The following is a 23,652-nucleotide window of genomic DNA, read 5'->3' on the forward strand; positions in this document are numbered from 1 at the left end:
AGAAGCAAAGGGTCGCCCATGAGGCGGCCCTTTTTCATGGCTGGAGGCGGCGGCGCGCCGATGCGCTGCGGCTCAGATCTTCTGCCCTGCCGGCCCGACGCCGACGTTGATCATGATCCGCTGCACTTCGGTGCGGCCCTGCGGGAACTTGACCTCGAGCGTCACCGTGTCGGTGCCGGCGAAGTCGGCCTTCGACTGATAGAAGGCGATGAAGCCCGGCACTTCCAGGGCGAGGCACTGCTTGTAGTTGGTGGCGCTGACCTTGCCGCGCTTGATCGTGACGGTGCCGTTGCCGGGCGGCGACACAAGGCGGATGGCGGGAAGGGGCCCGGATGAGCAGTCGGGCTGGACGTTGAGATAGATGCCGACCTGGATCGGCTTGCCGGCGACGCCCTTGGCGTTGCGCTCGACCGTGGTCTGAGCGGGACCGGGCGCGGGAGCAGGCGTCTGGGCTTGCGCCGAGGCTGCGGTGGCCGCCGCCAGCAGCGCCGCGACGGCTATTCCCGCGAACGCTGCCCGCCATTCTCCTCGCAACAGGTTCATCACCGCTCCTCAGCCCCGCATTGTCCCTCAGCGCCGCCAGATTGCCGTATTCGAGCTGATCGTTCAACGGATTGCCGAACTTGCGGCCGACTTCAGCAAACTTCCTTCACGTCCGCCACGGCATCGCCCGCGCGGTGTCATCGGATGGGTCCGATGACGTCATGACTGTTTCCCGCTGTTGCCATCCGTGTCTGCGCAACTCGTCCGCCTCGAGGAATGCGCGGAGTGGACGACATTGGAACGCAGTCATCGGGCTGACATCGATGCCCTTCGGGCGATCGCTGTCGTCATCGTCATTCTCTTCCATCTGAGGATCACCGGCTTCGAGGCCGGCTATGCCGGCGTCGACATCTTCTTCGTCATCTCCGGCTATCTCATCACTGGGCAGATCCTGCGCGATGTCGCCGCGCGGCGTTTCTCGCTGTCGGACTTCTATCTGCGACGGGCACGGCGCATCCTGCCGGCGCTGGTTGTGACCATTGCGGCCACGTTCGCGGTCGGTTGGCTGTTCCTGTCGCCGGAAGCCCTGCGCCAGCTCGCGAAGGAGGCGACACACGGCCTGCTCTCGATCGCCAACATCCAATATTGGCGCGAGGCCAGCGCCTATTTCGCGCCGAGCGCGGATCAGTTGCCGCTGCTGCACCTGTGGTCGCTGTCGGCGGAGGTTCAATTCTACGCGCTGGCGCCGCTGCTGCTGATGTGGCTCGGCACGCGCCGGCATGTGTTCGGTGCCATTGCCGCGATCGGGTTGTTGTCCCTTGCCGCGGCCACACTCTGGTCATCGCGCGATCCGGACGCCGTGTTCTTCCTGACGCCGTTCCGGGTGTTCGAATTCGCCCTCGGCGCGCTCGCCATTCCGCTCGAGGCCCGGCTGGCAGCGTCGCCGCGCGCACGCTCTCTCGCGGCCGCCTCCGGCGACGTTCTGTTGTTCGGCAGCCTTCTCCTCATCGGCTGCTATCAATTCCAGGCAGGCGTCGCCGCGCTGCTGCCCTGCATCGCCACAGCCGTCATCATCGCGGCCAATGCCCCGACGTCGCTGGTGATGGCTCGCCCGGTTCGCGTCGTCGGCGCTGCGTCCTATTCGCTCTATCTCGTGCACTGGCCCGTGATCTTCTTCGTCCGCTTCATCTTCGGCGATGCGGCGCAGACCGTGGCGGGACTGGCGGCGCAGCTCGCGCTGATGGCGGTGCTGACCACGCTGATGTTCGTCATCGTCGAGCGGCCGCTGCGGCGGCTGCCGTGGCCGAGGGGCGCGCAGGTGGCGAGCTTTGCGACCGTGCTCGTCGTCGGTGCCGCGCTCACCCATGTGACGTTCCGCGCCAATGGCGTCGTGTCGCGGCTGCCCGACGATCAGCTCGCGCTGTTCCAGCTGCAGGGCTTCGGCCTCAACAAATGCGGCCGCACCGTCGGCCGTCTGTGCGCGTTCGGCGATCTCGAGGGCACGCGCGGCGTCGAGCTGCTCGGCGACTCCTATGTCCAGCAATATGTCGCCGCGCTCGATGCGACGCTGAAGGCGCGCGGCATGATCGGGCACGTGTCCACCATGAGCGGATGTCCCACCCTCGCGGGGCTCATCGCCGAGGGACCTCGCGCCCAGGTCTGCGCCGAGCTGCGCGACAGCGAGCTGCCTCGGATCCGGCAGTCGCAGGCCGATTTCGTCGTGATCGGGCAGGCGTGGCAGCACTATCTCGACCTCGGCGAAGGGCCGGCAGCGCGGGCCCGCAACGCCGCGGTCGCCGGTCATCTCGCCGAGACCATCCGTCTGCTCGACCGGCCCGGCCGGCATTTCCTCGTCGTCGGCGGCCAGGTCCGACCGGTGAATTGCGCCTTCGATCAGTTGCGCATGCTGCCGGGGCCGCGCTGGCACGCGCCCGCCAAGCCGTGCGATGCCGTGCCGAAGAGCGAGGCGATCGCGACCAACCGCGTCATCGACGCCGTCCTGTCGGAGGCGATCAGGCCGCTCGCCAAGGTGACGCTGCTCAGGCCCTCGGAGGTCTATTGCGACCGGGATTGCCCGGTCGTGGAGGGGGGCGTGTGGTTGTTCCAGGACGCCGGTCATTTCACCGTGGCAGGGGCCCAGCGGATGGGCGAGCGCGCTGCGCCGGTGTTCGCGAGGTTCCTGTCGGACGATTAGGTGGCGCTATTCGCTGTCGGCTGCGGCGCTTGCGGCTGCGGCCAATGCCGGCGACGCCGCGACGATCCGTGCGCCTGTGAGCTCCGAGCCCTGCGCCGTGAGGTGACCATCGTCCCAGGCGAGCGGCGCGCCGTCGGAGGTCTGGAGCACGCAATCTCCCGCCGGACACAGCAGCGCGAGCGGCGACACGTATTCGGTCTGCGCCACGTCCGCCAGCAGCGTGCGCATGAAGTCGTCGACCTCGCCGAGCAGATCCAGCATGTGCCCGTCGGTCCCGACGCCAAAGCGCTTCGCCGCGATGAGCAAATGCGGCAGCGGACGATCGAATTGCGGGCTCGGCCCGACCACCACCACCTTGCTGCCGGTGTCCGCAATCGCGTTGATCGTGGCGAGCAGGCTGGCCTGTGCGGCCGGCGTCATCGCGGTGCGTGTCCAATTGCCCGACAGCACGACGATGTCGGGCGTGAGCTCGCGCACCAGCCGAGGCAGCCGGCGGTTGAAATCCATGCAGGCGGCGGACTGGCCCGCTTCGGCGTGAGGGACGCATTGCGCAAGGCTGGCGCGCAGCAGCGAGGCCTGGGGCAGGGCTCGCGTCAGGCCATGGGTGAGGTGAGCGGCGTGGCTGTCGCCCCACACCAGGATGCGCGGGCGCTGCCCTTTGGCAAGGCATGACGGCTGCAACGCCGCGAACGTCTGGCCCGGATCGAGGAAGCAGGTGCCGCTCTCGTAGGCGGACTTATGATCGTAGCTGATGAATTCCGCCAGCGCCCGCTCCTGCGGCGAGAAGCGGGCGGGAAAGCCGGCAAGTCCGATGATCGAGAGCGAGGCCAGCAGCACGACCGATGCGCTCGCGACCAGCGCGCGCGCGGCGATCGGCGACTGCGCACGCCTCGCCGGCTGCTCGATCAGATGGAAGCTCGTCAGCGCCAGCACGGTGCAGGCTCCGAGCAGCGCCAACTTGTCCGCGATCGAGCTCGGCGGACCCCAGACCGCCGTCGCCAGCGAGACGACGGGCCAGTGCCAGAGATAGAGCGAGTAGGACCACAGCCCGATTGTGATCATCGGTTTGACCGCGGTCAGCACGGCCTTGCTCGGGGGCGGATTGGCCCAGATCACGGCGGCGGCGCCGAGGCACGGCAGCAGCGCGGCCGTGCCGGGATAGGGCGTGTGCGGCGAGAACAGGTTGACGGCGGCGCCGAGCGCGATCCAGCCCAGTGCGGCCGCCGTGATCCTGAGCCATTGGCTTTGCGGCGCCGGCAGGGCTTCCACGGCCAGCAGCGCGCCGAGCGCGAGCTCCCAGACCCGGGCCGGCAACAGAAAGAACGCGGCGGCGGGCTGCAGCCCGGTCTGGATCACGCAGAGCAGGAACGAGGTCGCGCAGACCGTGGCGAAGCTCGCAAGCATCAGCGACCGCCGCAGCGCGAAGGCGGCGAGCGCCAGCGTCGGAAACAGCAGATAATACTGCTCCTCCACCCCGAGCGACCAGGTGTGCAGCAGCGGCTTGGTGATGGCGGCGGCGTCGAAATAGCCCTGCTGCGACCACAGCAGGATGTTGGAGCAGAAGACGAGGACGGCCAGCGCCTGCTGCGCCACGGACACCGCATCCCGCGGCAACAGGATCACGCTGGCGCCGAGCAGGGTCACGGACAGCATCGCGAAGGCGGCGGGCAGGATGCGCCGGGCACGGCGCCGGTAGAAAGCGGCGAACGAGAATGTTCCGCTCCGCACCTCCGCATGAATGATCCGCGTGATCAGGAAGCCCGAGATGACGAAGAACATGTCGACGCCGACATAGCCGCTGCGAAACGGCGAGATGTCGTAGTGGAACGCGATCACCGAGATCACTGCGAAGCCGCGCAGGCAGTCGATGTCGGGACGATAGTCGGTTGCGCTCAAGGGGGCTGTCCGGACGCTCGCATCTGGCGGCGGCCGTCAATCCCCGACGGTCACTGCACGCAGGCGACCCTGGTAGGCTCCGATTGCAACCGCATTGAGGGATTCCTGCGGCACCGTTGGTCGTGCAGACAGGACACAATGCCATCGAATTGACACCGCAGCGGGAATCCGCGGCTTGCCTTCACAGACTTGCCTCAATGGCGTGATGGCCTTGTCGGAGTTCATGCGTCGAGCGAGCGTGTCATGCGTACATTGGGGCGGAAGGCCGGCCGGGCCGGATTGTTGTGCGGCGTTGTTCTATTTCAGGTTGCGGTTGGCGTTTCGCTTGCGCGAAGCGCCGAGCCGGGCGGCTCCTCACCATCCGCAGGCGAGGTGGCCAAGGATCAGGGCAAGGAGAGCGGGCCGTTCGGCGGATGCGAGCCGATCGGGTTGACGGCATCGGGCGAGCTGGTGTTCCCGCTGGAATGCAAGAAGCTGATCAAGAAGCCGGCTGAGGCGCCGGTCGCCGAGGACAAGACCCCAGCCGACGACAAGACCGCGTCGGTCAATCCCGCGCCGTCCGTTCCGAGCCAGGCGGCCAGCGCCGACATTTCGGCCGGTCCCGAGGTCAAGCCTGCCGCGGCTGCGGAGGCGGTTGCGACGACACCCGCCGCGTCGGCTGAGCCGAAGCAGGCCGCAGTTGCGGACAAGCAGGATGCGGCTCAGAAGGTCGCCGTAGCAGAGCCAGCCGCCGGCAAGCCCTCCCTGACCAAGCCGTCCGTGAAATCGCCATCGGCGCTGGCGCCAGCGAACAAGCCGCCCTCTGCCAAGTTGTCCTCTTCCAAGCCGTCCTCTGCCGAGCCGTCATCTGCCAAGCCGTCCTCTGCCAAGACGGCCGCGGCCAATCCGCCTGGGACGACGCCATCGCCAGCCGGCGCCTCGTCGGGTAAGCCGTCATCCGGCAAGGCGGCCCAGGCGCAGGCCGTTGTGGTCGCCGCCAGGGATGCAGCGGTCAAGGATGCCGGCAGGACATCGCGCATGGTCGCCAGCCGGCCGATGATCGTGATCGCGAGGCCTGCCACCGCAACCACGGCCTCGGTCCGGCTGCAGGCGGAGGGCAGGCCGCGACTGCGCACCGCGGGACTGCCGGCCTGCGTCCAATTCCGCAGCTATAATCCGGCGACGCACAGCTATCGCGGCTTCGATGGCCACATCTATGCCTGCCGGTGAGGGCTGACGCTCGAGGGCCGGTTTGGTCTGGAGGGTGGCGAGTGACGTGACAGCCTGCCGCCCAAGGGCGGCAGCGAAGTCGGGCGGCGCGGCGCCGGAGCTGCTATAGAAGGTGAGTCCTCATCTCCGTTCCTCGCCGCGGTTGCTTCCGATTCGACATGGCAGAGCCTCAGTCCGACCTGTTCGAGATGCGCCGGCTGGAATCGCTCTCCAACACCATCTTCGGTGTTGCGATGACGCTTCTCGCCTACGACCTGCCGAAGCCCAATTTCGCGCATATGCCGGGTTGGATCGACCTGGTGCATACCTATTTCGGGCGGCTTGCCGGGCTGGTCCTCAGCTTCATCATCGCCGGCGTGTTCTGGATCAGCCACCACCGGCGGCTGGCCCGGCAGCCGTTCGCGGGCCGGCCCGTGGTCATCCTGAATCTGTTCTTCCTGTTGTCGATCGTGCTGCTGCCGGTGACCAACGGGCTCTACGGCGGCTACAGGCTGAGCAGCGCGGTGGCCGTCCTCTATGGCCTGCATCTGACGATCATTGCGTCGCTGAACGCCGCGCTGTGGTGGCTCGCGCTTCCAAGCGGCCGCCATGCCGAGATCGCCGGCGCGATCTTTCCCGTCATCGTGTTCGTGCCGGGCATCGTGATCGCAGCGCTTGCACCGGAGTATGTGCAGTATTTCTGGATGCTCGGCTTCGGCGGCTTCCTGGCGCGGCGGTTCGTCCGCAGCCCGGCGCCGTCGGCCGGCGAGCAGGCGGAGTTGCCATAAAAAAAGACGCGGCGGGCCGTGAGACCCGCCGCGCTTCCGTTCTTGAACTCGCTGGTCCAGGGCCGAGACCGCCCCGTTGCCGAGCCGCGATGGCGCAATCCGCTGACGAATCACGCCCTCAAACGTCGCTCATGAAGAGCCGCTCAGCGGGCGATCCCAGCGAGGTGACAGCGCTTGGTGAAAGACACTGGATCACCTCCTTTCGTTGTTGATGGTGACGCCAATATAGGACGGTCCGGGCGGCGAGGGTAGGGGGGCCGATTACGGAACCGGGCCGCCGCCGCCGTGTCGCGCCGCGGTCTCAAGGTCGCGCGCTGCCATCGCTTCGGGCCGTTGCATCAGGCCGGATCCGGGACCCATCCGCTTCGAAACCCCGCCCCGAAGAGGTTGAGACCCGCCGCGGACCATGTTAGGGAACGCCCAATGCGGGTGTAGCTCAATGGTAGAGCAGCAGCCTTCCAAGCTGAATACGAGGGTTCGATTCCCTTCACCCGCTCCAACGATTTCAGGCACTTGTCGCGCCGTCAGCTTTCCATTCGGACAAGCAGGCTGATGCTCATTCGGACAAATGTCCTTCCTTTGTTCGAGCTGCCCGCCGCTTTTTGGCGCCGTTGACGATCTGCCGCGTCGTGCGCTTGGTGTACTTTGGCAGCACCTTCACCGTCGTGTGCCGGCCCTGTGCCAGCATCTCGCGGTCAGTCAGTTCGGCGTCGCCACCTTCAGTAAAGCCGCCATGCCGGAACGATGTGAACGACAATTCATCGCGAAGGCCAGCAGCACGGGTGACTTCTTTGACCTTGCGGCTCACGTGCGTGAAATCCGGCTGATCCGGCTTCGGCCATGTCGGCCATGGTCCGCGCTCGCCCCAATCCCGGCACAGCATTAGGCCGCCGATGCGGTCGCGTTTGATGGCGTCGAGCTCCGCCATCAACTCGGGATAAACCGGTGCACCTGTATCGTCGAACAGCGGTATCCAGTCCTTCTGCCTAGTCTTCTCATCGATGATGCGGACCATACTCGGGCGCCCTTTCGGGCGTTAATGCGACACGTCGAAAGTCGCAAAGACGTCTGTCTCGCGCTGGAGCCATTCCCAGCCGATCAGGGCAGCGGTCGTCGGTCAGTGCCGTATCGATGATCGTGTCCCCAAGCGTGGTGTAGCTGGCGGCCCACCGCGTTCGCCGGCTGGAGCCGGGCCTGTCAGCTGGCGATAGCCGTGAGGCTGACGTTCGGATCATCGCTCAATGGCGCGATGGTTTCCAGCGTCATGTAGCGGGCGCGTTGGACCGCCCATTCATCGTTCTGTTCGAGCAGGACAGCTCCGATGAGGCGGACGATAGCGTCCTCATTGGGGAAGATGCCGACCACCTCGGTGCGCCGTTTGATCTCGCCGTTGAGGCGTTCGATCGGATTGGTGGAGTGCAACTTGGTCCGATGCTGCGGCGGGAACGTCATGTAGGCAAGCACGTCGGTCTCGGCCTCGTCGAGGAAGCCGGCAAGCTTGGGCAGCTTGGGACGGAGCTGATCGGCGACCTTGCGCCATTGGGTGCGAGCGGCCTCGGCATCGTCCTGGGCAAAGGCCGTGGCGATGAAGGCGGAGACCACGCGCCGTCCGCTCTTGCCGGCATGAGCCAGCACGTTCCGCATGAAGTGGACGCGGCAGCGTTGCCAGCTGGCGCTGAGCACCTTGGTCACGGTGGCCTTGATGCCCTCGTGGGCGTCGGACACCACCAGCTTGACGCCGCGCAAGCCGCGGCGGGCCAGCTTGCGCAGGAAGGCGGTCCAGAACGTCTCGGCCTCGGACGGCCCGATGTCCATGCCGAGAACCTCGCGCCGGCCGTCGCTGTTGACGCCGACTGCAACGATCACCGCGACGGAGACGATGCGCCCCTGCTGGCGCACCTTCACATAGGTGGCGTCGATCCAAAGATAGGGCCAGTCACCCTCGATTGGACGGCCGAGGAAGGCCTTCACTTTGTCGTCGATCTCGCCGCACAACCGACTGACCTGGCTCTTGGAGATGCCGGTCATGCCCATCGCCTGCACCAGATCGTCGACCGAACGGGTCGAGACGCCCTGAACGTAAGCCTCCTGAACCACGGCGGTGAGCGCCTTCTCGGCCATGCGCCGCGGCTCCAGGAAGCCGGGGAAATAGGAGCCCTTGCGCAGCTTTGGGATGCGCAGCTCCACCGCACCGGCGCGGGTCTCCCAGATCCGGTCGCGGTAGCCATTGCGCTGGGCCAGACGTTCGGGGCTCTTCTCGCCATAGGCAGCCCCGGTCTGGCTCTCGACCTCCAGCTCCATCAGGCGCTGGGCCGCAAAGCCGATCATCTCGCGCAGCAGATCGGCGTCTGGGGTCTTCTCTACCAGCGTGCGCAGGTTCATCATGTCTTCGGTCATCGGTGGTTCCTCGGTTGCGTTGGCGTGTCGCAACCCGATCCTACCGGAGAACTGCCGGTGACCACCGCAAAGCCGCCCGCCCGCTACGGCGCTATTTGGGAGCGCGCGTCCGGGCGGCTTTGCTCCACCGAGCTACACCACCTCCGGGGACACGACCGTATCGATTGCGGTGAGGCGCTTCTCGCCCAGTCGCTTGCCATCTTTCAGGACGTAGCCGCCGACAAGCTTGAATCCGACCTCGTGATTACGCTTGGACTTAGGATCGAGCTTGGCGTAGCGGCGATCAGAGCGGTATTCGGCAAACATCCAATCGAGCGTTCCGACCGCATTGGGAGGCGACGCTGCCAAGGCCTTGCCGCCGGTCCGCCACGCGCGCCACCCGTAGATTCGCTTCTTCTGGACTCATCTACAAGGGCAATTTGCGGGCTTCAGTCTGTGGTCTTCGCGTACCCGCCAATCAAAGCAGGTCGGAGGACTTGTTCATCTGGAAATACTGCAATTTGCGATGCCTAAGCAAAATAGTCGTCGAAGGCACATCGTACAATTGGATGCTGCGGCAAGCAAAAAGGAAGGATCACCGACATTTTTCGCATTCGGCAATCTTGTCGATTTTCACCCTGCCGAATTTGCAGAACCTTCAGCAAGAGCCCCGCGGGGGGGTGCCGTTTGGCTGCCGAATTTATTGTTGCTTGTTCACCAAAGGTCGAACCTGTAACCAGACCGTTATGAGCGGGAGGAGATTGAATAGGTTTATTGATTTTGCAGCATTTTTGCCCAATGTTGATAGCGCCTGTCGCGGTTTGTTCAGTTCGTTTCTGGTGCGAAACTGGTGCGGCCGCGTTCGGAGGCATCGCCCTTTAAGGCAAGGCGGTTCGATAGGGGGAAGGGCAACGGCAAGCCGCTTGCCTTACACGCCGCTTCGATGAAGAGCCGAGCGGCTCAGGCGTACCAGTAAATTCGCTCGATAGCCGTACCCAATTGGGTTCGGTCGGCCTCAATTGAGCTCGGACACCGTCCTTCTCGAGCGATTTTGTGCGTTCCTTCAGCCCGATCCGCGATTGCAGTCCGGGTAGCCGTACCATGATGTAATATTTGCGCGCGCTGGTGTTTTATGGCCAAGCATCGCCGGCAAACAGCCCATCCAAAACGTGGATGGTCGGCTTTTGTCCACCATGAGTATTCCGGAAGTCACGACGAGCCATCCGCCGAAGTTAAAAGTCGGAGTTATGCTTGAAACTGTAAAGTCCGCGATCGATATCGACGTAGACGCCGCGCAAAACTCAGAAGACCGTCAACCCGATCCTCGTGTCGGCGATCTCGGGCGCAATTTTATGGCACCGATTTTCTGCACCGTGGAAATGCTTCCCAATAACCAGCAGTTCTTTGGAGGCATCTTTTCAAATTTGCGAGTTGGTAAGGCGCGCCTCGCGACCGCTTGAGCAGTCGTTCCCCTTAAGCAGCCCGCAGCGCCTGGCGGAAAGCGTTTGCGCCGGATACATGGCGACGGGGCCGTCATTGACCATGTATCTCAGTTGCGCATGGCGATGGCGTGCCGCTACACCGCGAACCCCGCCCCGCCCCACGCGTCTCGGTCGCGGCGACCTCAGAAGCGCGCCAATTTGCAGGGCGCGAAGCGGCTTCCTCAGTCGGTCCTGGTTACATACTCGACCGGGAGATGCTTGAACGGCTTGCGGTGCTCACGCGATACGGCCCCGCCAATGATGATCCTGGAAAACGCATGGAGGTCGGCGAAGAAGGCCGGCTTCAGGCTGTCGAGCTTGCTCGCATCGGCGACCAGAATGCTTTCGATCGCCGTTGCGATGGCCGCCTGCTTGACCGCCGTCTCATGAAAGTTCGAGCAGCTCGCGCCCCTATTCGCATGTACGCCGCCCGCCGAGATGAAGGCCTTGTTGATGCCGAGCTTGCGCAAATAGGACAGGCCTTCCTCCGATGAGAAGGATTGCGACGAGGGATGATAGAGCCCGCCCATCAGCATCAGCTGCGTGGCAGGACGTCGCGTCGCCAGCGCCGCCACGTTCATCGAATAGCAGATCACTGAGAGGGACATCGTCGAACGCAGTGTAGCGAATCATAGCGAGGAAACGGATCAGTGTAGCAAGGGTGCCGCCGGCGACAGATCGGGAGGGCTCCGCAGTTTTGATAGTTGGAGACTGAGGGCTTGGTCCGCGCTCTGTTCCGGGACGCAGGGGCTAGCCGAAGGCCTGACTGACGACGCCGTAGATCTTCGGTTGGTCGTTGCCGCGCAGGAAGGCACCCTTCACGTCGTTCCGCAGCGACATCGTGGTGACGGCATCGAAGAGAGCGAGCCCCGACCGCGCGAGAAAGTCGCGGAACTCTCCTGTCGCTCGATGAGTGTCGAGCCTGAGGAACTGGCCTTCGTGAGCTGCCACGTGCGGCGCCAACACGGCGATCGCGTCGCTGTCGCAGGATGCGACCACCGGCCCCGCGACATGTCCGCGTCCGAACCGCCGGCACATCGCGAACGTCTCCAGCCGCCCCGCGCGAAACAGCCCAAAGCTGCGCGACTGGTGAAACAGTCCGGTCATCAGCCCGGCTCGCCGGACGCCATAAGCAGCCGCGTCGAGTTCGATCAGCGCCGGCAGGTCTGCCTCCATCAGCACGCGAATATTTCCCGCTTCGGCCGGCGCCGCGTCCGAGGCAATCGCCTCACCTTGACACTGAAACAGAGTCTGCTCACGCTTGAAATCGAGAGATCGGTAGAGGCGATAGGCGGCGCGCGTGGCGTTGAGGCGCAGCGTCCGACCGCCGCATTCGGCCATCACCCGATGCATCAGCCATTGCCCGGTGCCAAGGGCCTGCAGCCGCGGCGAGGTGATGACCATCCCAACCGCAGCAAAGCCGTCGCTGTAGGGAAACCACATGGCGGATCCGAGGGCCCGACCGATCTCATCGAGCGCGACGACGCCGCGGCCGATGCTGCGCATGAATTGCCAATCCTCCGCCCGATGGGGCCATTGGACGGCGATCGACAAGGCGAGCAACTGCGCGAGGTCGACCCTGTCGATGTCGGCGAGGCGCATCTCGAACACGTCGGCGATTCGCGATTCCACGTCCGGATTGTCCATGCACGCTGTCCCTGTCTTCGTTCCGCCCGCCACGCGTCACCCAGCCTCGATGAGGTCGAGAGCGAGCATGCTGTCGTCACCTCCGCATATTGAGGCGTCTGCGGGCGAACTTCGCAACATTCTTCTCAATCCTGCCCTGTATTCGGCACGTAACGCAGGCCGCGACCGCCATGATCGGAGGCGCGACGAGCCAGATCGGCCGCTGGGATGACCGCATGACCTTGTTGTTCAACTCCGATGCCACGCGCGGCGCGATCTTTCGCGAGGTGCTTGCGCGTGAGATTCCGGATCTTCCGTTCGAAATCAATCCGGCGCAGGTCGATGCCGATGAAGTCCGCTACATGATTACCTGGCTGGTGCCGCCGGACCTCGGCGCCTATCGCAATATCGAGATCCTGTTCTCGATCGGCGCCGGCATCGATCAGTTCAACGCCGCGTCGGTGCCGGCGAGCGTCAAGATCGTCCGCATGGTCGAGGACGGCATCGTCAGGATGATGCAGGAATACGTGACGCTGGCCGTGCTGGCGCTGCACCGGAATTGGACCGTCTATCTCGATCATCAGCGGCAGCAGCTCTGGCGCGCTATCCCGCAGCCGCAGGCACATGTGCGGCGCATCGGCGTGCTCGGCCTCGGGCTGCTCGGCCGGGCGGTGCTGGAGCGGCTCAAGCCGTTCGGCTTTCCGCTCTCGGGCTGGAGCCGCAGCCGGCACGCGATCGACGGCGTGACTACGTACCATGGCGCCGACGGCCTCGATGCGATGCTCGCGGTGACAGACATCTTGGTCTGCCTGCTGCCGCTGACGGAGGAGACGCGCGGCCTGCTCAATGCCGAACTGCTCGCCAAGCTCCCGCGAGGTGCTTCGCTGGTGCAGACCGGCCGCGGCGCGCAGCTCGACCAGGCGGCGTTGCTCGGAGCACTTGACTCCGGGCATCTCGCGGGCGCCGTGCTTGATGTGACCGATCCCGAGCCGCTGCCGACGGATCACCCGTTGTGGCGGCATCCGCGCGTCCTGATCACGCCGCATGTCGCCAGCGTCACGCAGCCGGAAACAGCGGCGCTCGCGGTCGCCGCGAACATCAAGCGACACCGCGCCGGGCTCGATCTGGTTGGCCTCGTCGACCGCAGCCGCGGCTACTGATCGCGGTCGCGCCGTCACGGCTCAGCGGATCCAGTCCAGGGTCTTGTAATACGCGCCGACGAACGGCAGGAACCAGGGCTTGCCGTAATGGCCTGGCACGACCGGCCAGCCGGCGTCCTTCATCGGATTGCGGTCGGGCCGGCCGAGCATCGCATCGGCCATGATCATGCCGAGATGGGTCGAGAGCTGCGCGCCGTGACCCGAATAGCCCATCGCGTACCACAGCCCGCCCTGGCGACCGGCGCGCGGATAACGGTCGGCGGTCATGTCGACGAGGCCGCCCCAGCAATAGTCGATGTCGATGCCGGCAAGCTGCGGGAACATCCGCTCCATCGCCGCGCGCAGGATCGCGCCGCTCCTCGCATCGGACTGCTGATCCGATGTCGCCGAGAAGCGCGCGCGGCCGCCGAAGATCAGGCGATTGTCCGGCGACAGGCGGAAGTAGTTGCCGATGTTCATGGAGGTGACGTAGGTGCGGTGGCCCGGCAGCACCGAGGCCGCCTCGGCCTCCGTCAGCGGCCGCGTCGCGATGATGAAGCTGCCGACGGCAATGATGCGGCGGCGGAAATAGCTGAAGCTCGCCGGCGTGGTGGCGCCGGTGGCGAGCAGCACCTGCTCGGCGCTCACCGTCCCCTTGGCCGTGGTGAGGCGAAAGTGCTTGGTGTCCTGCACCCGTTCAGTGACGGCGGCTTGCTCGACAATGACGGCGCCGCGGCGGCTCGCGGCAGAGGCGAGGCCCGCGGCGAAGCAGCCCATGTGCATCATCGCGCTCTTCTTGAACAGCATGCCGCCGTGAAAGGGCGAGCCGATCTCGGATTTCAGCTCGGCCGGCGAGAGCAGCGCCGTGTCGGGATCGACCTCGCGGTGGATCGCTTCGAAGTTCGTTGCGATCCCCGCGAAATGGCCAGGCTTGGACGCCAGCTTGAGCTTGCCGGAGCGGCGGAAACCGCAAGCGATGTCTTCTTCCGCGATCAGGCGCTCGAGCGTGTCGATCGACTCGTCGAACGCTTTGTAGAGCGCGATCGCGCGCTGGGTGCCGAGCTCGGCCTTCGCGGCCGGATAGCTGTGCGCCAGCCCGTTGTTGAGATGCCCGCCATTGCGTCCCGACGCGCCCGAGCCGACCTGATCGGCTTCGAGCACGATCACCTTGGCGCCGGCCTTGGCGAGCTGCAGTGCCGCGCCGAGCCCGGTGAAGCCGCCGCCGATCACCGCGACGTCGTAATGCCCCTCCACGGGCCCGCTATGGCCGCCGGAAAATGCGGTCGCCGTGTCGCGCCAGTAGGAGACATATTTCATCGCGGGCACTCTGCTTACAGGCCGAACACGCCGGGCAGCTCGGAAATGGTCTTGATCTCGGTGTAGCCGTAATAGGGATTGGCCGGCTCGTGGCCGCGGTTGACCCAGACCTTGTTGGTGATGCCGAGATCGTGCGCGGTCATCAGGTCGTAGCGGAATGAGGAGGAGCAGTGCGTGATGTCCTCGGGGCCGCAGCCGAGCATGTCGAACATGTATTCGAAGGCGCGCATCCGCGGTTTGTAGGCCTGCGCCTGTTCCGCCGTGAACACGGCATGGAACGGCGCGCCGAGCCTGACGACGTTCGAGGGGATCTGCACGTTCATGGCGTTGGAGAGGATGACCAGCGGGATCTCCTTGGCCACCTTGGCGAGACCCGCCGGTACGTCCGGATGTGGACCCCAGGTCGGCACGCGCTGATACACCATCTCGGCATCCTCGGGCTTGAAGGGGATGCCGATCTTGCGGCAGCTGCGCGCCAGGGCGTTGCTGACGACCTCGGCATAGGGCTTCCACGCGCCGAGGACTTCATCGAGGCGGTAGGCCGAGAAGACCTTCACGAACTCCGTCATCGCCGACTCGGAGAGCTGTGCGCTGTAGAGATCGCGTGCGGCCTCGGCCATCTCGAAATTGATCAGCGTGCCGTGGCAGTCGAAGGTCACGTATTTCGGGCGAAAGCGGCTCATGGATCCTCATGCCGGTCGTGGTCTCGACGTCCGATGATAGGCCGCCCCGCCAGCATAAGATGCGGCTTTGCCCCGGTTCGGCGGCGGAAGATGTTGTCGGCATCATCGCCTTCAGACGATCTGCCGGGGGCCGCTCGCCCAGACTCCGGTGCAGATGGGAGTGCATGACATGACGTCCGACGCCGCGAGCTTCAGAGCTTTCAGCGGGGAGCACCTGGATGCAGCGACGCGGCTGTCGCAGCAGGTCCGCTGGCCGCATCGTCGCGAGGACTGGCAGATGGCGCTTGCGCTGAGCAAGGGCTGCGTGGCGGTCGCGGCGGACGGTCGCGTGATCGGCACCGTGCTGATGACGCCGTATGGCCAGGATGCCGGGACCATCAACATGGTCATTGTCGACGAGGCGGAGCGGGGGAAGGGACTCGGACGGTGCCTGATGCAGCAGGCGATGGCGCTGGCCGGTGAGCGGCGGTTGCAGCTCGTCGCGACAGAAGATGGACTGCTGCTCTATGAGAAGCTCGGCTTCCACCGCAGCGGTGAGATCGTGCAGCATCAGGGACATCTCGCGGAAGCTGTCGCACAGCCCGACGCCGTGCGTGCGGCCACGCCCGACGACATCGCCGTCATCACGGCACTCGACATCGCGGCCTTTGGCGCGGATCGCCGCGACCTGATAGCCCATATCGCATCCATCGGAGAGTTCGCGGTGTTGGAGCGTCAGGGCCGCGCGGCAGGGTTCGCCGCGCTGCGTCACTTCGGCCGCGGTCTCGTGATTGGCCCCGTGGTCGCTTTCAGTAGCGAGGACGCCAAGTCGCTCGTCGCGCATTTCCTCGCTGGGCGACAGGGCAAGTTCATCCGCGTCGACACCGGCAGCGAGACGGGACTCGCACCATGGCTGGGCGGCTTGGGCCTCGATCATGTCGGCGGCGGCATCGTCATGCTTAGGCCGGCCGCTGGTCACACGAGGCGGCGCGCCCCGACATCGTTTGCCTTGGCCAGCCAGGCGTTCGGCTGAACCGGAGATCATCATGCTCAGCAACTCGCTCATCGAGCTCGATCGCGCCCATCTGGTGCATCCGGTCGCGTCCTATCGCGGACACGAGGCCGCCGGCGCGCGGGTCCTGAAATCCGCCAAGGGTGCGATCGTGACCGATGCCTCGGGCCATCAACTGGTCGACGGCTTCGCCGGGCTGTGGTGCGTCAATGCCGGCTATGGCTATGAGAGCATCGTCGAGGCGGCGGCGAGGCAGATGCGCGAGCTGCCTTATGCCACCGGCTATTTCAGCCTCGCCTCGGAGCCGGCCATCCGGCTCGCGGCCGCGCTCGCCGAGCGCGCGCCGGGTGATCTCAACCACGTCTATTTCACGCTTGGCGGCTCGGACGCCGTCGACAGCACGGTCCGCTTCATCCATTACTATTGGCACGCGAGGGGGCAGCCGCAGCGCGATCAGTTCATCACGCTGCAGCAGGGCTATCACGGCTCGTCGACGGTCGGTGCAGGACTCACGGCGCTGCCGGCCTTCCACGCCAATTTCGGCGTGCCACTGAACTGGCAGCACAAGATCCCGTCGCACTATTCGTACCGCAACCCCGTTGGCAGCGATCCCGATGCCGTCATCGCGGCCTCGCTCGCGGCCCTCGAAGCCAAGATTGCCGAGGTCGGCGGTCCCGAACGGGTGGCCGCGTTCTATGCCGAGCCGATCCAGGGCTCGGGCGGCGTGCTGGTGCCGCCGGACGGCTGGATGAAGGCGATGCGCGAGCGCTGCCGGCAGCACGGCATCCTGTTCGTCGCCGACGAGGTGATCACCGGCTTCGGTCGTACCGGACCGCTTTTCGCCTGCACAGATGACGACATCGTCCCGGACTTCATGACCGTCGCGAAGGGTCTGACCTCCGGCTACGTCCCAATGGGCGCGGTGCTGATGTCCGATCATGTCTATGGCGTTATTGCCGATGGCGCAGGTTCTTCGGCCGTGGGGCACGGCTATACCTATTCGGCGCATCCGGTGAGCGCGGCGGTCGGCCTTGCCGTGCTTGATCTCTATGAGAATGGCTTGCTGGAGAATGGCCGGCGGGCGGGTGCGCGGCTGATCGCGGGCCTGCGCGCGCTGCAGGACCATCCGTTGGTGGGCGAGGTACGCGGCCGTGGCCTGCTGGCGGCCATCGAGCTCGTGACCGACAAGGAGAAGAAGACGCCGCTGCCGGCGAGCGCCGAGCCGTCGCGCCGCATCTTCGATCGCGCCTGGGCCAACGGCCTCGTCATCCGTGCCTTCCCGACAGGGGTGCTCGGCTACGCGCCGCCGCTGTGCTGCAGCGACGCGGACATCGATGCCATCCTCGAACGCACCGCACGGACGCTGGATCAGACCCTGGCCGATCCGGACGTCCGCGAGGCCATGGCGTGAAGGTGGGCACGGGCATATCGGTGCGTGTGCAGCAGGGCCGATATGTCGGCGGCTCCTCCTATTCGCAATTTTCTGCCGTCGGGTCCTCGCAATTCGGAAGTTTTCGCCGGAACCCGGCTTCACACTAGGACCGATGACGCGGAAGGGCCTCACAGAATGACCAAGCTCGATCTTGCTCAATTCAGGTACCTGACCTTCGACGTGGTCGGCACGCTGATCGACTTCGAAAGCGGGATCGTCTCGAGCCTCGGCGAGATCGCGGCGGAAGCAAACAAGGCAATCGACGGTGAGCAGGCGCTGAGCCTGTACCGCGCGGCACGCTACGCGGCGGACGCCGACCGCTTTCCGGATGATCTCGTCCGGGTCTATGACATCATCGCACCACAACTCGATCTGCCCAGGCAGACCACGCTCGGCGAGCGCTTCCGCGACTCCGCCGCACGCTGGAAGGCCTTCCCGGACAGCGCCGCCGCCATGGCGCGTCTCGCCCGGCGCTACAAGCTGATCGCGATGACCAATGCGCGGCGCTGGGCACTGGATCATTTCGAGCGCGAGCTGGGCTCGCCGTTCTACGCGAGCTTCACGGTCGACGACACCGGGACGGAGAAGCCGGATCCCGCCTTCTTCACTCAGGTGTTCGATTTCATCGAACGTGACGGCGGCTCGGCGTCACAGATCCTGCATGTGGCGCAGAGCCAGTATCACGACATCGGCATCTCCCGGCAGCTCGGCGTCATCAATTGCTGGATCGAGCGGCGCCACGACAAGCAGGGCTATGGCGGCACCATCGCGCCGGCGTCCTTCACCAAGCCGGATTTCCACTTCCATTCGATGGCCGAGCTGGTCGACGCGGTGGACCAGGTGCCTGCCAAATGATGTGCGACTGACGATTTTCATTCTGCCGGATCGAACAGGGGACGGATGACATGAGCAAAGGGATCGCCAACTGGACTCCGAGTGACGATGTGCTGGTCGAGGCGGCAATCCGGCGCGGCGCCTCGCGCCGGGATCTCCTGAAGATGATGCTCGCCAATGGCGTCGCGCTCGCTTCCGGCAGCACCATCCTCGGTCGCGTCGAGCGCGCATTCGCGGCCACGCCGAAGAAGGGCGGCGCGATCAAGGCCGCGGGCTGGTCCACCTCGACGGCCGACACGCTCGATCCGGCCAAGGCGTCCTTCTCGACCGACTATGTGCGCTGCTGCTCGTTCTACAATCGGCTCACCACGCTCGATAAGAGCGGCGCGGCGCAGATGGAGCTCGCCGAATCCGTCGAGTCCCAGGATGCGCAGACCTGGACCGTGAAGCTCAAGAAGGGCGTCACCTTCCACGACGGCAAGCCGCTGACGGCCGACGACGTCGTGTTCTCGCTGAAGCGGCATCTCGACAAGGCGACAGGCTCCAAGGTCGCCAAGATCGCGGCGCAGATGACCGGCTTCAAGGCGGTCGACAAGACCACCGTCGAGATCACGCTGGCGAGCCCCAACGCCGACCTGCCGATGATCCTGGCGCTGCATCACTTCATGATCGTCGCCGACGGCACCACCGATTTCTCCAAGGGCAACGGCACCGGCGCGTTTGTCCGCGAGGCCTTCGAGCCGGGCGTCCGCTCCATCGGCGTGCGCAACAAGAACTATTTCAAGGACGGCCCCTATCTCGATCAGATCGAGTTCATCGCGATCACCGAGGAGAATGCGCGTGTCAACGCGCTGCTGTCGGGCGACATCCAGCTCGCCGCCAGCATCAACCCGCGCTCGCTCCGGCTGATCGAGGGCAAGGAGGGGATTGCTCTGTCGAAATCGACGACCGGCAACTACACTGACCTCAACATTCGCCTCGACATGGCGCCGGGCAACAAGAAGGACTTCATCGATGGCATGAAGCACCTCGTCAACCGCGAGCAGATCGTCAAGTCGGTGCTGCGTGGCTTCGGCGTCGTCGGCAACGACCAGCCGGTTTCTCCGGCGAATTTCTTCCACAACCCCGACCTCAAGCCCAAGCCGTTCGATCCGGACAAGGCGAAATCGCTGTTCCAGAAGGCCGGCGTGCTCGGCACGTCGATCCCGGTCGTGACCTCGGAAGCGGCGAACTCGGCGATCGAGATGGCCATGGTGATCCAGGCCTCGGCGGCGGCGATCGGCCTGACGCTGGACGTGCAGCGCGTTCCCTCGGACGGCTATTGGGACAATTACTGGCTGAAGGCGCCGGTCCATTTTGGCAACATCAATCCGCGCCCGACGCCGGACATCCTGTTCTCGCTGCTCTATGCCTCCGAGGCGCCGTGGAACGAGAGCCGCTTCAAGTCCGAGAAGTTCGACAAGATGATGCTCGAGGCGCGCGGCCTGCTCGACCAGGCCAAGCGCAAGCAGATGTATGCCGAGATGCAGGCGATGATCGCGGAGGAGGCGGGCACCATCATTCCGGCCTACATCTCCAATATCGATGCCACCTCGTCGAGACTGAAGGGCTTGGAGCCGAGCCCGCTCGGCGGCATGATGGGATATGCCTTCGCCGAATATGTCTGGCTCGATTCGTGAATGTTGTCTGAGTCGCGTGGCGCCGGTCACTCGGGTCGGCGCCGCGATGACCATGATCTGATCAGGCCCGCGGACCCAAAGTTTGAAACATCGGATCGCATCCCTCATCCTGGCCCGGCTGGCGATCGCGCTGGTCACCGCGATCATTGTCTCATTCGCCGTCTTCTTCGCCACCGCGATGCTGCCGGGCGACACCGCGACCATCCTGCTCGGCCAGGCCGCGACCCCCGAGGCGGTCGAGGGGCTGCGCAAGGCGATGCATCTCGATGATCCCGCCATTTTCCGTTTCCTGCGCTGGCTGGCCGGCGTCGTGCAGGGCGATCTCGGCGTGTCATATGCCAACAACATGCCAGTCGCGAAGCTGATCGGCGGGCGCCTCGTCAACACCCTCAAGCTCGCCGGCCTCACCGCGACCGTCGCGGTACCGCTGGCGCTGACGCTCGGCATCACCGCGGCGATGCTGCGCAACACGCTGTATGATCGCTGTCTGACCATCGCCGTCATCGGCATCGTGTCGGTGCCGGAGTTCATGATCGCGACCCTCGCTGTGCTTTTGTTCGCTGTCTATCTTAATTGGCTGCCGGCGGTGTCCTTCATCAGCGAGATCCGCACCGCCTCTGATTTCGCCCGCGCCTATGCGATGCCGGTCGTGACGCTAACCATAGTGATCTCGGCGCAGATGATCCGGATGAGCCGGGCGGCCGTGATCGAGACCTTGAACACGCCCTATGTCGAGATGGCGCTCTTGAAGGGCGCCTCGCGCGGCCGTCTGGTGCTCCGCCATGCGCTGCCCAATGCGCTGGGCCCGATCGTGAATGCGGTGGCCTTGTCATTGTCCTATCTCCTGGGTGGCGTCATCATCATCGAGACCGTCTTCAACTATCCCGGCATCGCCAAGCTGATGGTCGACGCGGTGTCGACCCGCGACCTGCCGCTGATCCAGAGCTGCGCCATCATCTTCTGCTTCGGCTTCCTGCTGCTGACCACCACGGCCGACATCATCGCCATCCTGTCCAATCCGAGGCTGCGATGACGAGCGCCGCGAAATCCGCCTCGCGAACCCCGCGCTTCGGTTACCGCATCAACGCTGTCGGGGTTGCCGGGGCGCTGATCGTGGCGTTCTGGATCGTCGTGGCGTTCGTCGCGCCCTCCATCATTCCGCATCCGATCGGCGACATCGTCGACACCGATTATTTCGGCCCCATGAGCCGCGAGCTGTGGCTGGGCTCCGACTATCTCGGACGCGACATGACCTCGCGCATCCTGATGGGCGCGCGCTATACGCTCGGCATTTCGGTGGCCTCCGTGATCATCGCCGGCGTGTCGGGCGTCACGCTCGGCATGATTGCGGCGATCACCGGCGGGGTCGTCGACATGGTGCTGAGCCGGCTGCTCGACGCGTTGAGCTCGATTCCGAGCAAGCTGTTCAGCCTCGTCGTCGTCGCCGCGGTCGGCTCGTCGATCCCGGTGCTGATCGTGACCATGGCGGTGATCTACATTCCCGGCGCCTACCGCTTCGCCCGCGCGCTCGCGGTCAACATCAACACCATGGATTTCGTCACGGTGGCTCGGATCCGCGGCGAGAGCCTGTTCTATTTGATCCGCGCCGAGATCCTGCCCAACATCATCGGCCCGGTGCTGGTCGATCTTGGCCTGCGCTTCGTGTTCATCGTGCTGCTGCTGTCCGGAATGTCCTTTCTCGGCCTGGGCGTGCGGCCGCCTTATGCGGATTGGGGCGCGCTGGTGCGCGAGAACATCGGCGGGCTGCCCTATGCCGCGCCGGCCGTGATCTCCCCGTCGCTGGCGATCGCAAGCCTCACCATCGCCGTCAATCTCCTGATCGACAATCTGCCGACCAAGATCCGCGACCGGGAGGCGTCGTAGATGACGAGCCTGGTGCAGATCCGCGATCTTCGCGTCGAGGCGACCACCGATTCCGGCCGCACCATCGAGATCATCAGGGGCGTCGATCTCGACATCGCCGAAGGCGAGATCGTCGCGCTGATCGGCGAGAGCGGCTCCGGCAAGACCACCATCGCGATGAGCCTGATGGGCTATGCCCGGGCCGGCTGCCAGATCGTCGGCGGCTCGGTCACGGTCGATGGCGTCGACATGGTGACACTCTCGGAGAAGGACAAGGCGGCCGTGCGCGGCGCCAAGATCGCCTATGTGCCGCAGAGCGCCGCCGCGGCGTTCAATCCGGCAATCCGCATCATGGATCAGGTGATCGAGGTCGTGCGCATCCACGGCGTGATGCCGGTGGAGGAGGCACGCAGCAAGGCCGCGGCGCTGTTCCGTGCGCTGTCGCTGCCCAACCCCGACACGATCGGCGAGCGCTATCCGCACCAGGTGTCCGGCGGCCAGCTGCAGCGGCTCGCCGCGGCGATGGCGCTGATCGCGAGCCCGAAGGTGCTGATCTTCGACGAGCCGACCACGGCGCTCGACGTCACCACCCAGGTCGAGGTGCTGCGCGCGTTCAAGTCGGTGATCTCGGCGCATCGCATCGCCGGCATCTACGTGTCGCATGATCTCGCCGTCGTCGCCCAGATCGCCGACCGCATCGTCGTGCTGCGCAATGGCGAGGTGCAGGAGAGCGGGACGACCGCCGACATTCTCGAGCGCGCGCAGCACCCCTATACGCGCCAGCTGCTCGCCGCCATCGCGCCGCATCATGAACCGCGAGCGGAGGCGTCCGTGGCGGCCGAGGCATTGCTCGAAGTGCACGAGGTGTCGGTCGGCTACGGTCCGCTGCGCTCGGACGGCCTGCCCGCGATCGTGGCCGTCGAGAACGTCAGCCTGCGTGTCGCGCGCGGACGCAATCTCGGCATCATCGGCGAATCCGGCTGCGGCAAGTCGACGCTCGCCCGCGCCATCGCTGGCATCCTTCCGCCGTTTGCGGGCGGCGTCGTGTTCGACGGCCGCGAGCTCGGGCGCAGCGCGCGCAGCCGCGATGCGGACCAGCTCCGCCAGGTGCAGATCGTGTTCCAGCATGCCGACACGGCGCTGAACCCGGCGCATACGGTCGAGGACATTCTGGGGCGGCCGCTGAAATTCTATCACGGCATGCCGCGCCAGCACCGCAGCGCCCGCATCGATCAGCTGCTCGACATGGTGAAGCTGCCCCAGAGCTTGCGGCTGCGCCGTCCGGGCGAGCTCTCGGGTGGACAGAAGCAGCGCGTCAACTTCGCCCGCGCGCTGGCCGCCGATCCCAAGCTCATCATCTGCGACGAGATCACCTCCGCGCTCGACACCGTCGTCGCCGCGGCGGTCATCGATCTGCTCAAGGAGCTACAGCGCGAGCTCGATCTCGCTTATGTCTTCATCAGCCACGATCTGTCGGTGGTCGAGGCGATCTGCGACGACATCGTCGTGATGTATCGGGGACGCAAGATCGAGCAGATTACGCCCGAGGCCATGGCGCGGCCCGAGCATCCCTATACGCAGCTGCTGCTGTCGTCGGTGCCGAAGCTCGATCCCGCCTGGCTCGACAATCTCCGCCAGGATCCCGAGCAGGTCCGCGAATACTGCCAGCGCTGACCGCGCGG

Annotated in this window: 21 protein-coding genes and 1 tRNA gene; 13 read left to right on the forward strand and 9 right to left on the reverse strand. The window is 65.4% G+C overall.

The annotated features are described in order from the left end of the window. Nucleotides 1–72 precede the first annotated feature (72 nt). Nucleotides 73–543, reverse strand: coding sequence for a hypothetical protein (locus QX041_RS03845; RefSeq protein ID WP_316164504.1), 471 nt, complete (start codon nt 541–543; stop codon nt 73–75). A gap of 235 nt (nt 544–778) precedes the next feature. Between QX041_RS03845 and QX041_RS03850 the strand changes: the two genes are divergently transcribed. Then, entirely contained in the window at nt 779–2,677 is a 1,899-nt protein-coding gene (locus QX041_RS03850; protein ID WP_316164505.1) for an acyltransferase family protein, read from the forward strand. A 6-nt stretch (nt 2,678–2,683) separates the two neighbouring features. Here the strand turns inward: QX041_RS03850 and QX041_RS03855 are convergent, their stop codons facing one another. Further along, nucleotides 2,684–4,573: an acyltransferase family protein gene (locus QX041_RS03855; protein WP_316164506.1), complete on the reverse strand. Its 1,890-nt coding sequence runs from the start codon at nt 4,571–4,573 to the stop codon at nt 2,684–2,686. Between the two features lie 372 nt (nt 4,574–4,945). Between QX041_RS03855 and QX041_RS03860 the strand changes: the two genes are divergently transcribed. The 3 genes from QX041_RS03860 (at nt 4,946) to QX041_RS03870 (ending at nt 7,048) form a co-directional block, all read left to right on the forward strand. After that, nucleotides 4,946–5,782 carry a hypothetical protein gene (locus tag QX041_RS03860; protein ID WP_316164507.1) on the forward strand — a complete coding sequence of 279 codons (837 nt, stop codon included), beginning with the start codon at nt 4,946–4,948 and terminating at the stop codon, nt 5,780–5,782. Between the two features lie 158 nt (nt 5,783–5,940). Then, nucleotides 5,941–6,549, forward strand: a complete 609-nt coding sequence (locus QX041_RS03865) for a TMEM175 family protein (RefSeq protein ID WP_316164508.1) — start codon at nt 5,941–5,943, stop codon at nt 6,547–6,549. Nucleotides 6,550–6,974: 425 nt separating this feature from the next. Continuing rightward, nucleotides 6,975–7,048 (forward strand) — tRNA-Gly (locus tag QX041_RS03870). Nucleotides 7,049–7,105: 57 nt separating this feature from the next. On the opposite strand, the gene QX041_RS03875 is transcribed toward QX041_RS03870, so the two are convergent. The 3 genes from QX041_RS03875 to QX041_RS03885 form a co-directional block, all read right to left on the reverse strand. After that, nucleotides 7,106–7,564: a hypothetical protein gene (locus tag QX041_RS03875; protein ID WP_316164509.1), complete on the reverse strand. Its 459-nt coding sequence runs from the start codon at nt 7,562–7,564 to the stop codon at nt 7,106–7,108. 182 nt (nt 7,565–7,746) lie between these two features. Continuing rightward, nucleotides 7,747–8,946, reverse strand: coding sequence for an IS256 family transposase (locus QX041_RS03880; protein ID WP_316164510.1), 1,200 nt, complete (start codon nt 8,944–8,946; stop codon nt 7,747–7,749). Nucleotides 8,947–9,078: 132 nt separating this feature from the next. Continuing rightward, the gene (locus tag QX041_RS03885) at nt 9,079–9,294 is read right to left on the reverse strand and encodes a hypothetical protein (protein WP_315714625.1); all 216 of its coding nucleotides are present in this window, start codon (nt 9,292–9,294) and stop codon (nt 9,079–9,081) included. A gap of 824 nt (nt 9,295–10,118) precedes the next feature. Here QX041_RS03885 and QX041_RS03890 point away from each other — a divergent pair. Continuing rightward, nucleotides 10,119–10,385 (forward strand): hypothetical protein, encoded by a 267-nt coding sequence (locus QX041_RS03890; RefSeq protein ID WP_315714624.1) that lies wholly within the window; start codon nt 10,119–10,121, stop codon nt 10,383–10,385. Between the two features lie 203 nt (nt 10,386–10,588). Here QX041_RS03890 and QX041_RS03895 read toward each other — a convergent pair whose 3' ends face one another. Together QX041_RS03895 and QX041_RS03900 are read right to left on the reverse strand one after the other, a co-directional pair. Next, a complete protein-coding gene (locus tag QX041_RS03895) occupies nt 10,589–11,026 on the reverse strand; it encodes a DeoR/GlpR family DNA-binding transcription regulator (RefSeq protein ID WP_315714970.1) in 438 nt (145 codons plus the stop codon). Between the two features lie 130 nt (nt 11,027–11,156). Then, complete coding sequence (locus QX041_RS03900) at nt 11,157–12,053, reverse strand: GNAT family N-acetyltransferase (RefSeq protein WP_315714623.1); 897 nt, start codon at nt 12,051–12,053, stop codon at nt 11,157–11,159. 215 nt (nt 12,054–12,268) lie between these two features. On the opposite strand from QX041_RS03900, the gene QX041_RS03905 reads away from it, so the two are divergent. Beyond that, entirely contained in the window at nt 12,269–13,192 is a 924-nt protein-coding gene (locus QX041_RS03905; RefSeq protein ID WP_315714622.1) for a glyoxylate/hydroxypyruvate reductase A, read from the forward strand. 21 nt (nt 13,193–13,213) lie between these two features. Here the strand turns inward: QX041_RS03905 and QX041_RS03910 are convergent, their stop codons facing one another. Next, nucleotides 13,214–14,488, reverse strand: a complete 1,275-nt coding sequence (locus QX041_RS03910; protein ID WP_316164511.1) for an FAD-binding oxidoreductase — start codon at nt 14,486–14,488, stop codon at nt 13,214–13,216. A gap of 14 nt (nt 14,489–14,502) precedes the next feature. Next, on the reverse strand, nt 14,503–15,171 hold the full coding sequence (locus QX041_RS03915; RefSeq protein WP_315749518.1) for a haloacid dehalogenase type II: 669 nt from the start codon (nt 15,169–15,171) through the stop codon (nt 14,503–14,505). Nucleotides 15,172–15,340: 169 nt separating this feature from the next. Here QX041_RS03915 and QX041_RS03920 point away from each other — a divergent pair, with 169 nt between their 5' ends. The 7 genes from QX041_RS03920 (at nt 15,341) to QX041_RS03950 (ending at nt 23,644) form a co-directional block, all read left to right on the forward strand. After that, nucleotides 15,341–16,183 (forward strand): GNAT family N-acetyltransferase, encoded by an 843-nt coding sequence (locus tag QX041_RS03920; RefSeq protein ID WP_316164512.1) that lies wholly within the window; start codon nt 15,341–15,343, stop codon nt 16,181–16,183. 13 nt (nt 16,184–16,196) lie between these two features. Next, entirely contained in the window at nt 16,197–17,573 is a 1,377-nt protein-coding gene (locus tag QX041_RS03925; RefSeq protein WP_316164513.1) for an aspartate aminotransferase family protein, read from the forward strand. A 156-nt stretch (nt 17,574–17,729) separates the two neighbouring features. After that, the gene (locus QX041_RS03930) at nt 17,730–18,449 is read left to right on the forward strand and encodes an HAD-IA family hydrolase (protein WP_316164514.1); all 720 of its coding nucleotides are present in this window, start codon (nt 17,730–17,732) and stop codon (nt 18,447–18,449) included. A gap of 50 nt (nt 18,450–18,499) precedes the next feature. Further along, a complete protein-coding gene (locus QX041_RS03935) occupies nt 18,500–20,107 on the forward strand; it encodes an ABC transporter substrate-binding protein (RefSeq protein WP_316164515.1) in 1,608 nt (535 codons plus the stop codon). Nucleotides 20,108–20,189: 82 nt separating this feature from the next. Beyond that, nucleotides 20,190–21,140: an ABC transporter permease gene (locus tag QX041_RS03940; protein WP_315714615.1), complete on the forward strand. Its 951-nt coding sequence runs from the start codon at nt 20,190–20,192 to the stop codon at nt 21,138–21,140. After that, on the forward strand, nt 21,137–21,991 hold the full coding sequence (locus QX041_RS03945; RefSeq protein WP_316164516.1) for an ABC transporter permease: 855 nt from the start codon (nt 21,137–21,139) through the stop codon (nt 21,989–21,991). The genes QX041_RS03940 and QX041_RS03945 overlap by 4 nt, the downstream gene beginning before the upstream one ends. Further along, nucleotides 21,992–23,644, forward strand: a complete 1,653-nt coding sequence (locus QX041_RS03950; RefSeq protein WP_316164517.1) for an ABC transporter ATP-binding protein — start codon at nt 21,992–21,994, stop codon at nt 23,642–23,644. It abuts the gene before it with no gap. Nucleotides 23,645–23,652: the final 8 nt, after the last annotated feature.

Source organism: Bradyrhizobium sp. SZCCHNRI2009 (assembly GCF_032485115.1).
Lineage (GTDB): Bacteria > Pseudomonadota > Alphaproteobacteria > Rhizobiales > Xanthobacteraceae > Bradyrhizobium.

What these genes read in the sequence shown, in the direction of transcription:
- QX041_RS03845 (WP_316164504.1), bottom strand. Translation starts at nt 543, where the DNA reads ATGAACCTGTTGCGAGGAGAATGGCGGGCAGCGTTCGCGGGAATAGCC.
- QX041_RS03865 (WP_316164508.1), top strand. Translation starts at nt 5,941, where the DNA reads ATGGCAGAGCCTCAGTCCGACCTGTTCGAGATGCGCCGGCTGGAATCG.
- QX041_RS03875 (WP_316164509.1), bottom strand. Translation starts at nt 7,564, where the DNA reads ATGGTCCGCATCATCGATGAGAAGACTAGGCAGAAGGACTGGATACCG.
- QX041_RS03880 (WP_316164510.1), bottom strand. Translation starts at nt 8,946, where the DNA reads ATGACCGAAGACATGATGAACCTGCGCACGCTGGTAGAGAAGACCCCA.
- QX041_RS03890 (WP_315714624.1), top strand. Translation starts at nt 10,119, where the DNA reads ATGAGTATTCCGGAAGTCACGACGAGCCATCCGCCGAAGTTAAAAGTC.
- QX041_RS03900 (WP_315714623.1), bottom strand. Translation starts at nt 12,053, where the DNA reads ATGGACAATCCGGACGTGGAATCGCGAATCGCCGACGTGTTCGAGATG.
- QX041_RS03905 (WP_315714622.1), top strand. Translation starts at nt 12,269, where the DNA reads ATGACCTTGTTGTTCAACTCCGATGCCACGCGCGGCGCGATCTTTCGC.
- QX041_RS03910 (WP_316164511.1), bottom strand. Translation starts at nt 14,488, where the DNA reads ATGAAATATGTCTCCTACTGGCGCGACACGGCGACCGCATTTTCCGGC.
- QX041_RS03915 (WP_315749518.1), bottom strand. Translation starts at nt 15,171, where the DNA reads ATGAGCCGCTTTCGCCCGAAATACGTGACCTTCGACTGCCACGGCACG.
- QX041_RS03920 (WP_316164512.1), top strand. Translation starts at nt 15,341, where the DNA reads ATGACGTCCGACGCCGCGAGCTTCAGAGCTTTCAGCGGGGAGCACCTG.
- QX041_RS03925 (WP_316164513.1), top strand. Translation starts at nt 16,197, where the DNA reads ATGCTCAGCAACTCGCTCATCGAGCTCGATCGCGCCCATCTGGTGCAT.
- QX041_RS03930 (WP_316164514.1), top strand. Translation starts at nt 17,730, where the DNA reads ATGACCAAGCTCGATCTTGCTCAATTCAGGTACCTGACCTTCGACGTG.
- QX041_RS03935 (WP_316164515.1), top strand. Translation starts at nt 18,500, where the DNA reads ATGAGCAAAGGGATCGCCAACTGGACTCCGAGTGACGATGTGCTGGTC.
- QX041_RS03945 (WP_316164516.1), top strand. Translation starts at nt 21,137, where the DNA reads ATGACGAGCGCCGCGAAATCCGCCTCGCGAACCCCGCGCTTCGGTTAC.
- QX041_RS03950 (WP_316164517.1), top strand. Translation starts at nt 21,992, where the DNA reads ATGACGAGCCTGGTGCAGATCCGCGATCTTCGCGTCGAGGCGACCACC.